Raw genomic sequence first — 13,255 nt, 5'->3', positions numbered from 1 at the left:
GATGCGGCCGGGACAAAGTCTCGACGCGCTGATGTCGCCGCGCTCGATCGCGATCATCGGCGCCTCGCAGGAGGCGACCAAGATCGGTGGTCGGCCGGTCGACCTGCTGCGCCGCCACGGCTATGCAGGTCGCATCTATCCGGTCAATCCGAAGGCCGCGACGGTGCAGGGCCTCAAGGCCTATGCATCCGTCGCCGAGGTGCCGGAGGCGCCCGATCTCGCCATCATCGCGGTCGATGCGGAGCGCGCGGGCGAGGCCGTCGAGCAGTGCGCCGCGCGCGGCGTACGCAGCGTCGTCGTGTTCTCATCGGGCTTCGCGGAGCTTGGCGAGCAGGGCCGCGCGATGCAGGACCGGCTGCGCGTGGCCGCGCGAGACAGCGGCATGCGCCTGCTGGGGCCGAACTGTCTCGGCGCGGTCAGCGTCGCCGAGAAGAGCATCGCGACCTTTTCGATCGTGCTCGAACACAGCATGCCGGCGGCTGGCTCGCTCGGCATCGTGTCGCAGAGCGGCAATCTCGGCAGCTACACGATGCGGCTTGCCAGCGAGCGTGGTGTCGGCGTCAGCCGTTTCATCACCACGGGCAACGAGTGCGATGTCGATATCGCGGACGGTATTGCCTGGATGGCGCGCGATCCCGCCACGAAGGTGATCCTGTGCTGCCTCGAGGCTTGCCGCGATGCCGGCCGCCTGATCTCGGCGCTGGAGGAGGCGCGTGATGCCGGCAAGCCCGTCATCGCGATGAAGATCGGGACGTCGGCGGCAGGCCAGGCCGCAGCCGCCTCGCACACCGGCGCGATGGCCGGATCGGACGCGGTGTTCGACGCGCTGTTTGCCCGTTGCGGGGCCGTGCGCGTCCGCAGTATCGACGAGCTGATCGATCTCGGCCATGCCGCATCGATCCTGCTGCCAGACCGGCTGCCGAAAGGCCCTGGCGTGGCGATCCTCACCGCGTCGGGCGGCTTTGGCGTGCTGCTCGCGGATGCGGCGCAGTCGGCCGGGCTGACGTTGCCAGAGCTCGGGCAGGAGACGCAGCGCCAGATTCTGGAGCTGGTGCCGTTTGCATCGGCCCGCAATCCGGTCGACGCGACGGCACAGATGTCGAGCCGCCCCGATCTTCTGGAGAAGATCATGTTCGCCGTCGTCGCGGACGAGCGCGCCGATACGGTGATCCTGCCATTGCCGTTCTCGCTGCACCTGCCGCGGCTGCGCTCCATCTACATGCAGACGCTGCGCAACATCCGCGCGCAGTTTCCGCACCGCCCGGTCATCCTGTGCGTCGACGGTCCGGAGGATGCGCTGGCCGAGCTGCACGCGCTGGGCTTCCCCACGGTGGAAAGCTTCGATGGCTGCTGCGCCTCCATCGCCGCGCTGGTGCGCCTGCAGGCGGCATCGAAGCGTTCGCAGGACGTGCCTGCGGTCGTCGAGCCGGCGCAGCCGCTTGCCGCCGACGCATTCCGCCACGAGCTCGGCGCCAAGCGCGCGCTTGCCGAGGCGGGTGTTCCGGTCCTGGCCGAGCGCCTCGTTCAGGACGCCGATGCGGCGGCGCGTGCTGCTTCTGACATCGGCTACCCCGTGGTGTTGAAGATTGCCTCGCCCGATCTGCCCCACAAGACTGAGGCCGGCGGCGTGGTCGTCGGCCTAGGCTCGGAAGCTGAGGTGCGGCGAGCCTATGCCCAGATGCGCGACAGCGTCGCCACCAAGGCGCCGCATGCGACGATTGACGGCGTGATCGTGGCGCCGATGGCCAGGGGCGTCGCCGAGCTCATCCTCGGCAGCCGCATCGATCCGGTGTTCGGGCCGGTCGTGATGGTCGGCCTCGGCGGCATCTTCGCGGAGATCCTGCAGGACTCCGCCGTGCAGATGGCGCCGGTCAGCGAAACGCAGGCGTTGGTGATGCTGAAATCGCTGAAGGCCTTCGCCGTGCTCGACGGTGCGCGCGGTCGGCCACGCGCCGATCTCGACGCTGCGGCCCGAGCCGTTGCCGCGCTGTCGCGCTTTGCCGCCGCACATGCCGAGACAGTCGCGGAGATCGACGTCAACCCGCTGCTGTTGCGTGCCGAAGGCGAGGGAGCCGTGGCGCTCGATGCGCTGCTGATCCCGCACGGAGCGCAGCCAACTCGCTGAGTCAGACAAGGAGAGCCGGCAGAAGTCGGCCTAAAGGAAACGCGTAAAAGCAGGAGGAAACGGTGAAAAGATCGACGATTGCTGCACTCGGCATGATTGCCTTGCTGCTCCCGAATGCGCCGCTGTCCGCGCAGGGTATCTCCGGTGACGTCATCAAGATCGGCATCATGAACGACCAGAACGGTCCCTATGCCGACAATTGCGGCCTCGGCTCGGTGGCAGCCGCCAAGCTCGCCGTCGCCGATTTCGGCGGAACGGTCGGCGGCAAGAAGATCGAGCTCGTGACCGCCGATGACCAGAACAAGCCCGATGTCGGTGTCGCCATCGCGCTGCGCTGGGTCGACAACGAAGGCGTCGATGCCATCGTCGGCTGCTCGGCCTCGTCGATCGCGCTGGCGGTGCAGGACATCATGAAGAACCGCAAGAAGCCCTACATGCTGGCGGGTACGGCGGGTTCGTTCTTCACCAACGAAAAATGCTCGCCCATGACCACGCAATGGGTGGTCGACACCTATGCCCAGCCGAAGGCCACGGTGAAGGCGCTGCTCGCGCAGGGCATCGACAGCTGGTTCTTCCTGACGGTGGACTACGCCTTCGGCAAGGCGTGGCAGGCGGACGCGACCAAGTTCATCGAGGCGGGCGGCGGCAAGGTGGTGGGCTCGGTGCTGCATCCGCTCAACTCGTCGGATCTGTCTTCATTCCTGCTGACGGCACAGGCCAGTGGTGCCAAGGCAATTGCGCTCGCCAATTCGGGCGCGGACTTCGCCAACGCAATCAAGCAGGCCCAGGAGTTCGGACTGAACAAGTCGCAATTGCTGGTCCCGTTGGGGCTGATGATAAGCCAGACGCACGGCATCGGCCTCAAGGATCTCCAGAACGTCCGGCTCACGACGCCTTTCTACTGGGACATGACGCCGGAGAGCCGGGCCTTTGCCAAGCGTTATGCCGAGGCGACGGGCGGCCAGCTTCTCAACGAGGGCAAGGCGGCCACTTACAGCGCCATCACGCATTATCTGAAGGCGGTCGACGCCGCCGGGTCCGACGACGGCGACGCCGTGATGCGGCAGATGAAGAACACGCCGATCAACGACTTCGAGATGAAGAATGTCAGCATCAGGGCTGACGGCCAGGTCATGCGCCCGCTCTATGTCGCGCGGATCAAGACGCCGGCGGAGTCCAAATACACCTACGATTATTACGAGATCACCGGCACGATCGCGCCGGAGGATGCGTGGCGGCCGGCATCGGAGAGCGCCTGCGCGCTGCTCAAGTCGCACTGATGGACGGCAAGCCGGCAGGACGTGGCGGCACAGATGGCGAAAGCAGGAAAGCAGGCGATGAGTGCACTTGAAGCGGTATCGATCCTTCCGGAAACAGGTGAGAACCTGACCGGCGAAGCCTATCGCGATGTGATGTATCGCTGGCTGCGCGCCAATCTGCCTGCCAGTTTCCGCAGCGACAGCGTCGCGTTCGCGCCGCCCACGCTTGCGCAGTCGGTCGCCTGGGAAGCGGCAATGTACCGCGCCGGGCTGACCGGCATCACCTGGCCGCAAGCCTATGGCGGACATGGACGTTCCCTGCGCGAGCATCTGATCGCCAATCAGGAAATCGGCCGCCTTGCGATGCCGGAGAGCGTCAACTCGATCGGAAAGGAGCTCGCCGGCCCCATCATTCTCGCGGTCGGGACCGAGGAGCAGAAACGGCGCTTCCTGCCCGCGATCCTCGAGATGCGAAACATCTGGTGCCAGGGATTTTCCGAGCCGGAAGCCGGCTCCGATCTTGCCGGCCTTCGCACGCGAGCCACGAGGAACGGGGACGGTTGGCGGATCAACGGCCAGAAGATCTGGACCAGCGGCGCCTATCGCGCGCAGCGCTGCCTGGTGCTCGCCCGCACTGGACCGCTGGAGGACCGCCATCGCGGCCTTGCCATGTTCGCGGTGCCGCTCGATGCCAAGGGCGTGCGCGTGCGCACCATCAAGTCGATCGATGGGCGCGAGAGCTTTTGCGAGGTTTTCTTCGACGAGGTCGAGGTCGCGCAGGCTGACGCGATCGGCGCGCCCGACGAGGGGTGGGCGGCAGCCATCCGCGTGCTGGAGATCGAGCGGGCGACCAACCGCATGTACCGTGCCTGGCGCTTCGAGAACGAGCTGCGCCATCTGATTTCGGCCTGCAAGGCGGACGCGGCGCTGTCCGCGATGGTTGCTGACAGGCATTATGCGGTCCGGCTCGGCGAGGTCGCGGTCGAGATCGAGGTGCTGAAGGCGCATGTCGAGACCGCCGTCGAGGCGCTCGCGAGCGGCGACAAGATCGGCGCGCGGGGCAGTCTCGCAAAGCTCTATTGGAGCGAATCGCATCAGCGCTTTGCCGCGCTCGCCCTCGAGCTGCTCTCGCAGGCCTCGCTGCCGCAGAACCCCGCGATCAAGGTCGCGCGGCAACGCTTCGAGGCGATCTATCTCCAGGCCCGCGCCGAGACGATCTATGCCGGCACGACCGAGATCCAGCTCGGCATCATCGCCGACCGCATTCTCCAGCTCGCGCGGGGCAAGTGATGGTCTCGCTCCAAGGTCAGGGCCCCGGCTTGCTGAAGGATCGTCTCGTCGTGGTGACGGGAGCGGGCCAGGGGATCGGACGCGCCATCGCGCTCGGCGTCGCCACTGCGGGCGCGAGGGTGGTCGTGACCGATCTGAGGCAGGACCAGGCAGAGTCCGCCGCTCGCGAAATAAGGGGCGCAGGCAGGGAGGCGGCCGCCTATTCGCTCGACGTGACCGATGTCGCCGCGTGCAGCGACGTGGCGAGGCGCGTCGACGAGGAGGTTGGCCCCGCCGACGTCGTCGTCAACAACGCCGGCATCATCATTCGCGAGCCGATCGACAGCCCGCGCGCCCACGAGAACTGGCGCCGGGTGTTTGACGTCAACGTCAACGGCACCTTCAACGTGGTTCATGCCTTCATTCCGGCGCTGCGCAAGACGCGAGGGACCATCATCAATGTCGCGTCGGTCGCGGGCTTCGGCGGCATGGGCAATACGCTCGGCTATTCGCCGTCCAAGGGAGCCGTGAGGCTGTTCACGCAGGCACTGGCCCGCGATCTCGCCCCCGATGGCATCCGGGTCAACGCGGTTGCCCCCGGCATCATCGCGACCGAGATGAGCGAGAGCACCCGCGACAATCCGGCGAGGCTCTCCGGCCTGATGGCGCGCACCCCCATGAAGCGCGTGGGACAGCCCGACGAGATCGCGGGGCCCGTGGTCTTCCTCGCCTCGGCGATGGCGTCCTATGTCAACGGCGTCATCTTGCCGGTCGATGGCGGCTATCTCGCCTAGTTAACGATTGTCGTCGCAAGAGTTTCGAAGAGGATAAGGATGAGCATGGCCGAAGCACTTCAGCCCGACGAGTTCGCGGCAACCGCGGCGCGCGCAGTGACCGCATGTGCGGGCCTCGACATCCGCGAGCAGGCGCAAAATCTCGCCGGTGACGGCCTGCTCGGCGTCATCGCTGACGAGGGTGTGGGAGGATTGGCGCTGCCGCTCGGCTTCGCCGTGCCGGTGATTGCCGCCGCGCATTCCGGATTGCTCGCCTTTCCGCTGCTGGAAACCGTTCTCGTCGGCCGTCTGCTGCAGTCATCGCTGACGCGTCTTGCCGCTGCGATCGTGTCCGGCGAGACGCTGGCAACGATCGCCTGGCAGGGCGAGGTTCTCGCCGAACGGGAGGGCGGCCAGCTGCTGCTGAGCGGTTCGCTTGGGCGCGCGCCCTGCGCGGTGCAGGTCGACCACATTCTGGCGCGGACAAACGACGGTGCCGCCGTGCTGATCCCGACCAATGCCGAGGGTGTCGTCGTGGAAGAGGCCGCCGGTCTCGATCTGACGGTGCCGGAGCATGTCGTGCGACTGGAGAAGGTCGAGCTTCCCGTCGGCTCCATCCTGCCGGCAGGCACATGGGATCTGCTGAACTCGGATGCCAACGTGCTCCGCGCCGCAGCCATTCTGGGATCGGCCGAAGCATGCCTGTCGCTTGCGCAGGAACACGCGTCGACGCGCCGCCAGTTCGGCCACGCCCTGTCCTATAACCAGGCCATCCGCCATGCACTGGCGCGGCAGAAGCTCGGGCTCGAAAGCATTCGTCATGCCATCACGCGCAGCCTGTCGAAGGATGGCGGGCCCGTTCAGCGCGATGCCGCGTTCCTCGCAGCCGCGACCTATGGCAGTTCGATCGGCGAAGGCGCGCTGCAGATCCATGGCGGCATGGGCTTCACCTGGGATGTCCCGGTGCATCGCCATCTGCGCCGCATCCGCACGCTGCAGGCACAAGGTGATGCCAGCGGCCTGATCAACTCGTTCGGCCACCGTTACGTATCGGAAGTCGCTCCGTTTGCCGAGGCAGGAGCGTGAGGGAGACAGCCATGACCGAAACCAGGGATCAGACGCTCGCAAGCCGCGTCGCACTCGTCACGGGGGCCGGAAACGGCATCGGCCGCGCGACCGCGCTCAAGCTCGCCGCGCGCGGTGCGATCGTCGGCGTCAATGATTTGAAGCCGGAATTCGTCGACAGCACGGTGGACGCGATCAAGGCGGCAGGCGGCAACGCGGTTGCCGTCTCCCAGGACGTCTCCAGCCGCGACGGTATGCGGCAAGCGGTGCTTGGATTGGCGAAAGCGCAAGGGCGTCTCGACATCCTCGTCAACAACGCGGCGTGGGTCCGTTATCAATCCGTCCCGGACATCGCGCCGGAAACCATCGACCGCATGCTCAACATCGGCTTCAAGGCGGTGATCTGGGGAATCCAGGCCGCTGCAGAGGTTATGGATGCTGAGCGCGGCGGCGCCATCGTCAACGTCGCGTCGGTCGCCGGCCTGATCTCGGCCAAGAACAGCATCGTCTACAGCGGTATCAAGGCCGGCGTCATGGGCATCACGCGCGCGGCTGCAGCGGAGCTGGGTGAGCGTAACATCCGCGTCAATGCGGTGGCGCCGTCGGCGATCCCGACCGAAGGAACGATGCGTAATCGCAATGCCGAGCTCGACGCACGCCGTGTCGCGAGAACCCCTCTGGGCCGGCTCGGCACGGTCGACGACATCGCCAAGGCGATCTGCTTCCTCGCCAGTGACGAGAGCGGCTTCATCACGGCGCAGGTGCTCACCGTCGATGGCGGCATCGTCCTGACCAACATTGCCTGACGGGACAAGCGCGATGTCCGATCTGACGCCGGAACAGCAGGTGCTGAAAGAGGCCTATGTCAGGGCGCGCGGCTATTGGCGGCCCTGGACCGAGGGGTTGCTGCGGCTCGATCCGGCGTTTCTTCAGACCTACGGGAAGTATGCGGGCTACGCCGCGGAGAATGGACCGCTGTCGCCGAAGATGTGCGAGCTGATCTACGTCGCGCTGGACGGATCGGCGACGCACCTGTTCCGCTCGGGGCTTGCGCTGCACCTGCGCCTTGCGCTCCAGGCAGGCGCGACGGCGCGGGAGATCATCGACGTGTTTCGCCTGGCGACGGCTCAGGGGCTGGACGGCTGCAACCTCGGCATCGGCATCCTTGCCGAGGAGCTGGCGAGCGCGGGCGTGGAGGTCGATCATGCCGCGCTCACCAAGGAGCAGCGCGCGCTGCGCGATGCCTACGTGGCGCAATTCGGCGACTGGCCGGATTTCTGCGAGCAATGGCTGCGGTCCGATCCCGGCTATTTCGCGGTGCTGCTGGATCTCCTCGCAGGCGGGGACGCCGGCGACGGTCTCGACCAGCGGTCGCGATGCCTGATCTCGATCGCATTGAACGCCTGCTTCACGGCGCTCGATCCCCATGGACTGCGTGTGCAGATCCGGCGCGCGCTGCGGCTCGGCATCGGCCAGCGGGAGATCCGCCAGGTTCTCCAGATGACTGCGCATCTCGGCGTGCACGCCTGCGCGGTCGGCGTCCCGGTTCTGATGGAAGCCCTTGAAGAGCGCACCGCGAAGGCTGGTGCGGATGAGAACGGGGGAGGCAAATGAAGAGTGTGGCGATCCGCAATCACAGGGCTTTCGCGTCCGGCGTCCTGTTCCTCGCATTTGCAATCTTCTTCTTCGTGACGGCGTTGCAGTACCCTGCAGGTACAGCCGCGAGGATGGGGCCGGGCTATTTTCCGCGCCTGCTTGCGATCGTGCTCGCCGCCGTCGGTCTCATCGTGATCCTCGGTGCGATGAAGCCGACCGCGGAGGCGCAGGGGCTGCGCCAGTGGGATCTCAAGGGGCTCGCCTGGATTGCCGGCTCGGTGATCCTGTTCGGCGCTCTGCTGTTTCCGCTCGGTCTGGTCGGCGCCTTGTTCGTCCTCGTCATGGTGTCGAGCCGCGCCAGTCCCGAATTCACCTGGACGGGCGCGCTGGCGAATGCGGTGGTGCTCACCGCGCTGTGCCTGGCCGTCTTCGTCTACGGGCTCGGGCTGCAACTGCCCGTTTGGCCATCCCTTCTCAACTGAACGAGCCGATCGATGGACCTCTTTCACAATCTGGCAATCGGCTTTGCTACGGCCGCCCAGCCCGCCAATCTGCTCTACGCCTTCTTCGGCTGCCTGCTCGGCACCTTGATCGGTGTGCTGCCGGGCCTCGGTCCGCTCGCGACCATCGCGATGCTGCTGCCGATCACCTATGCGCTGCAGCCGGACGCGGCGCTGATCATGCTCGCCGGGATCTATTACGGCGCGCAATATGGCGGCTCGACCACGGCGATCGTGGTCAACCTGCCCGGCGAGTCCTCGTCCGTCGTCACCACGATCGACGGCTATCAGATGGCGAAGCAGGGCCGCGCCGGCGTGGCGCTCGCCACCGCGGCGATCGGCTCGTTCTTCGCCGGATGCGTGGCGACGCTCGCCCTCGCGGCCCTTGCCGGCCCGTTGACCGCGACTGCGCTGTTGTTCGGCCCCAAGGAATTCTTCGCTCTCATGGTTCTGGGCCTGATCCTGGCGTCGGTGCTTTCGAGCGGTCCGTTCATCGAGGGCATCGGCATGGTCGTGCTCGGCATGCTCTTGAGCCTCGTCGGCACCGACCTCAGCAGCGGCAGCCAGCGCTTCGCCTTCGGCATTCCGCAGTTGTTCGACGGCCTCGATTTCGTGCCGCTGGCGATGGGCATCTTCGGCTTCGCCGAGATCGTCAAAAATCTCGAGCAGGACGACAAGTTGTCGCTTGTCACCCAGAAGATCACCAATCTGTTTCCGACCCGCGACGACGTCCGCCGCATGGTGCCGGCGATGCTGCGCGGCACGGCGCTCGGTACCCTGCTGGGCGTTCTGCCCGGCGGCGGCGCGGTGCTCTCCTCCTTTGCGTCCTATACGCTGGAGAAGAAGCTGTCGCGGTATCCCGAACAATTCGGCAAGGGGGCCATCGAGGGCGTTGCGGGTCCGGAGTCCGCGAACAACGCCGGCGCCCAGACCTCGTTCATTCCGCTGCTGACGCTGGGAGTGCCGTCCAACGTCGTGATGGCCCTGATGGTCGGTGCCATGAACATCCACAACATCCATCCGGGCCCGGAGGTGATGACGAAGAATCCGACCCTGTTCTGGGGCCTGATCGCCTCGATGTGGGTCGGCAATCTGATGCTGCTGATCCTCAACCTTCCGCTGGTCGGGCTGTGGGTGAAGCTGCTCACCATTCCCTACCGCTATCTGTTTCCCGCGATCATGGTGTTCTGCTCGATCGGCGTCTATTCCATCAACAGCGGGACGTTCGAGGTCTACGAGGCCGCGGTGTTCTGCGTGTTCGGCTACGTCCTGATCAAGCTGCAACTGCCGGCGGCGCCGCTGCTGCTGGGCCTGGTTCTGGGCCCCGCCATCGAGGAGAACTTTCGACGCGCCATGGTGCTGTCGCGCGGCGACGCCACCGTGCTGCTGACCTCGCCGCTGTCGGCGAGCCTGTTGGCCGCAGCCGCCATCGCCATCATCCTGATCATGCTTCCCACGATCCGCGCCCGGCGCGAGGAGGCACTTCAGGAATGAGCTCCATCGCAAGGCTGCTGTCATGATCCGCGAACCTGCTGCCTTAGAGGCCTTGCTGGAGCGCGTCCGCGGCTTCGTCCGCGACACCGCCATTCCGGCCGAGGCGCGCGTCGAAAGCTGCGATGACGTGCCCGAGGACATCGTCGCCGTCATGCGCGCCGAAGGTTTCTTCGGCTGGAGCATCCCCGAAGCCTATGGCGGGGCCGGGCTGACCACGGAGGAGCTCGTTCTTGCGGCGTTCGAATTGTCGCAATGCTCGGTCGCCTTCCGCGCCCGCGTCGGCACCAATACCGGCATTGGTTCGGAGGGCATCGTCGCCGACGGGACCGAGCAGCAGAAGCAGGCCTATCTGCCGCGCCTCGCCAGCGGCGAATGGACCGGCTGCCTTGCCGTGACCGAGCCCGACGCTGGTTCAGAAGCCTCGAATGTGCGGACCACCGCCCGCCGCGAAGGCGATCACTACGTTCTCGACGGCGAGAAGTGCTTCATCACCAATGCGCCGGTCGCCGATGTCTTCACCGTCACCGCGCGAACCGATCCGCAGTCGAAGGGCGCGGCCGGCGTCTCGGCCTTCATCGTCGCGCGTGGCAGCGCCGGCCTTGCCACCGGCGTACCCTATCGCAAGATGGGGCAGGCGGGCTCGCCCGTGAGCGCGGTCTATTTCAACCGGTGCCGGGTGCCCGCGGTCAACCTGATCGGCGGCCGCGAAGGCGCGGGCTTCAAGACCATTATGAAGGTGCTGAACAAGCAGCGCATTCATCTGGCCGCCTTGTCCACCGGGCCGGCGATCCGGATGCTCGACATGGCGATCCGCCACACCACCAGCCGCGTTCAGTTCGGCGAGCCGGTTGCGAACTACCAGCTGGTTCAGGCGATGATCGCCGATTGCCGGACGGAGATCTTCGCGGCGCGATCGATGATCCTGGAAACCGCCCGCAAACGCGATCGCGGCGAGGACGTCGCGCTCGAAGCATCGATGTGCAAATATTTCGCGACCGAGATGTGCGGCCGCGTGGCCGATCGCTGCGTGCAGATGTTCGGCGGCGCCGGCTACATCGCCGATCTCTCCTCGATCGAGCGCTGGTACCGGGACGTCCGGCTGTTCCGGCTCTACGAGGGCACCAGCCAGATTCATCAGCTCAACATCGCGCGCCTCCTGCTGCGCGATGCGACCTGAGCCGTCGGACCAATTCAAAATGTTCGAGGAAGTGAAATGAGCGGGCCGCTCGAAGGACTGAAGGTCCTGGACATCGCGACCATCGTCGCTGCGCCTTTCGCGGCGACGCTGCTGGCCGACTACGGCGCCGACGTGCTCAAGATCGAGATGCCGGGGCAGGGCGACGGCGTGCGGGCCTTTCCGCCGTTCAAGGACGGCAAGCCGCTGTGGTGGAAGAGCGTGAACCGCAACAAGAAGTTCGCAACGCTCGATCTGCGCAAGCCGGAAGGCGTCGCGCTGTTCAAGCGGATGCTGCCGCAGTTCGATGTTCTGATCGAGAATTTCCGCCCCGGCACGCTCGACCGCTGGGGGCTCTCGAAGGAGGTGCTGTGGCAGATCCAGCCGCGCCTCGTCATCCTGCGTGCGACCGCGTTCGGACAGGACGGGCCCTATCGGGACAGGCCGGGCTTCGCGCGGATTTTCGAGGCGATGGGCGGGCTTACCTACATCACCGGCGAGGCAGACGGTCAGCCGATGCATCCCGGCTATCCCATGGGTGATGCGATCGGCGGTCTGTTCGGCGCGGTCGGTGCGCTTGCGGCCTTGTGGAAGCGGGCGAAGGATCCTGACGCGCCGGGCGAGGAGATCGATCTCGCGCTGACCGAGGCGGTGTTCAGGCTGCTCGACGTGCTGCCCATCGAGTTCGACCAGCTGGGGGAGGTGCGTAGCCGCATCGGAAACGGCAACGCTTATTCCGCGCCGGCGGCGGTCTACCGGACCCGCGATGATCGCTGGGTCACGCTGGCGGGATCGACCAATGCGCTGTTTGCCGCGAACTGCCGGGCAATTGGCCGACCTGACCTGATCGAGGATCCCCGCTTTTCCAACAACGCGCGCCGCGTCGAACATTCGGCGGAGCTGAACGCGATCTTCTCGCAATGGTGCGGCGGCCATACGCTCGACGATGTGCTAGCCGCCTTTGCGGCCGAGGAGGGCACGCTGGCGCCGATCTACGCGATCGATCAGATCGCCGCCGATCCGCAGTCCCTGGCGCGTGAGATGATCACCCGTGTTCCCGACAAGGATTTCGGCTCGGTTGCAATGTCGAATGTCGTGCCGCGCTTCGCGGTCGACCGCGCGCAGTTGAAGACGTCCGCCGGCGACATCGGCGAGGACAATCGCGAGATCTACCAGCGCTGGCTCGGACTTTCGGATGACGAACTAAGCCTGCTGCAACGGCGGAAGGTCATCTAGCGGTCGGCGCTCGACGACGCATCGGTCCTTCGCGGGCCCTATTGCGACTTGCTGAACACCGACAGGATTTGAAGCAGCTGCTTGTGTCCGCCGGCGCCGACCTTCCTGATCAGGCGCTGCTCATGCTTCGACGGCACCAATCGCAAGGCCGGCCGGCCGCCGGTCAGGCGGATGCCATCGCATTCGCAGCCCGGCAGCGGGAGGCTTTATTTGGCGAGGATGGCAGCTGCTATGTCGTCACTGGATCGGAGTGATCAGCTCTCCGCTCAAGGTGCATTCGATGAAGATGGTGCTGTTCGTGCTCGTGTAGGCCTCTACATACGGATATCTCGACGGGCCCATCAGGAACTCCGGGTCGACATCGACGGTTGTGAAATAAGAGCCGCCTACAGGGCCCGGCGTGTTGAGCGTCAGTTGCACGTAGCGTCCGAGCGTTGCACCGTTTGTCGTTGCCGAAACCTGCAGGTTCGAGACGTACACGGGCACCGTGGTCGTGAACCTGCACGTCGCCCTATGAACCAGTGTCAGCTTGTCCGACGGCAATTGAGAGAAGAGGACCTGGCAGTATGTTGTAGCGAAACAGGAATGAGAGATGGTCTCGTCGTAGTGCGTTCCGTACAAGGTCTGCGTTGCCGGTGCTTGTGTTGCGATGACGAGCGAGCTGGCGATGATTGCGAGCTTAGCCGTGCGTGCAGAATGCATTTCAACCCTCCATTGAAAAAATACAAGTTTGAGAAGGAAAGAAGCAACCTGGTCGGCCCTGC

At 65.8% G+C, this 13,255-nt stretch carries 11 protein-coding genes and 1 pseudogene; 11 read left to right on the top strand and 1 reads right to left on the bottom strand.

The window, feature by feature from the left end; all coding sequences use genetic code 11:
* The first annotated feature begins 1 nt into the window (after window position 1).
* From ACWAT4_RS29720 to ACWAT4_RS29670, 11 genes and pseudogenes are all read left to right on the top strand, one after another.
* A complete protein-coding gene (locus ACWAT4_RS29720; protein ID WP_449728731.1) occupies window positions 2-2,125 on the top strand; it encodes an acetate--CoA ligase family protein in 2,124 nt (707 codons plus the stop codon).
* A 62-nt stretch (window positions 2,126-2,187) separates the two neighbouring features.
* Window positions 2,188-3,405 (top strand): ABC transporter substrate-binding protein, encoded by a 1,218-nt coding sequence (locus ACWAT4_RS29715; RefSeq protein ID WP_449728730.1) that lies wholly within the window; start codon window positions 2,188-2,190, stop codon window positions 3,403-3,405.
* Between the two features lie 57 nt (window positions 3,406-3,462).
* Window positions 3,463-4,674, top strand: coding sequence for an acyl-CoA dehydrogenase (locus ACWAT4_RS29710; RefSeq protein ID WP_449728729.1), 1,212 nt, complete (start codon window positions 3,463-3,465; stop codon window positions 4,672-4,674).
* Complete coding sequence (locus tag ACWAT4_RS29705; protein WP_449728728.1) at window positions 4,674-5,447, top strand: SDR family NAD(P)-dependent oxidoreductase; 774 nt, start codon at window positions 4,674-4,676, stop codon at window positions 5,445-5,447. Before ACWAT4_RS29710 ends, ACWAT4_RS29705 begins: the two co-directional genes overlap by 1 nt.
* A gap of 45 nt (window positions 5,448-5,492) precedes the next feature.
* Complete coding sequence (locus ACWAT4_RS29700; RefSeq protein WP_449728727.1) at window positions 5,493-6,512, top strand: acyl-CoA dehydrogenase family protein; 1,020 nt, start codon at window positions 5,493-5,495, stop codon at window positions 6,510-6,512.
* A gap of 11 nt (window positions 6,513-6,523) precedes the next feature.
* Window positions 6,524-7,297, top strand: a complete 774-nt coding sequence (locus ACWAT4_RS29695) for an SDR family NAD(P)-dependent oxidoreductase (protein WP_449728726.1) — start codon at window positions 6,524-6,526, stop codon at window positions 7,295-7,297.
* A gap of 13 nt (window positions 7,298-7,310) precedes the next feature.
* Window positions 7,311-7,559: pseudogene (locus ACWAT4_RS29690) on the top strand (carboxymuconolactone decarboxylase family protein); the annotation flags it as partial.
* A gap of 542 nt (window positions 7,560-8,101) precedes the next feature.
* Complete coding sequence (locus ACWAT4_RS29685; protein WP_212297774.1) at window positions 8,102-8,569, top strand: tripartite tricarboxylate transporter TctB family protein; 468 nt, start codon at window positions 8,102-8,104, stop codon at window positions 8,567-8,569.
* Between the two features lie 12 nt (window positions 8,570-8,581).
* The gene (locus ACWAT4_RS29680; RefSeq protein ID WP_212297775.1) at window positions 8,582-10,081 is read left to right on the top strand and encodes a tripartite tricarboxylate transporter permease; all 1,500 of its coding nucleotides are present in this window, start codon (window positions 8,582-8,584) and stop codon (window positions 10,079-10,081) included.
* Window positions 10,082-10,103: 22 nt separating this feature from the next.
* A complete protein-coding gene (locus ACWAT4_RS29675) occupies window positions 10,104-11,258 on the top strand; it encodes an acyl-CoA dehydrogenase family protein (protein WP_212297776.1) in 1,155 nt (384 codons plus the stop codon).
* A gap of 36 nt (window positions 11,259-11,294) precedes the next feature.
* Window positions 11,295-12,491: a CaiB/BaiF CoA transferase family protein gene (locus tag ACWAT4_RS29670; protein ID WP_212297777.1), complete on the top strand. Its 1,197-nt coding sequence runs from the start codon at window positions 11,295-11,297 to the stop codon at window positions 12,489-12,491.
* Window positions 12,492-12,728: 237 nt separating this feature from the next.
* Here ACWAT4_RS29670 and ACWAT4_RS29665 read toward each other — a convergent pair whose 3' ends face one another.
* Window positions 12,729-13,193, bottom strand: coding sequence for a hypothetical protein (locus ACWAT4_RS29665; protein ID WP_212297778.1), 465 nt, complete (start codon window positions 13,191-13,193; stop codon window positions 12,729-12,731).
* Between the last annotated feature and the right edge of the window lie 62 nt (window positions 13,194-13,255).

This window comes from Bradyrhizobium sp. T-1, assembly GCF_053592855.1.
The sequence above is the reverse complement of the archived record's forward strand: the minus strand, read 5'-3'. Positions and strand labels throughout refer to the sequence as shown.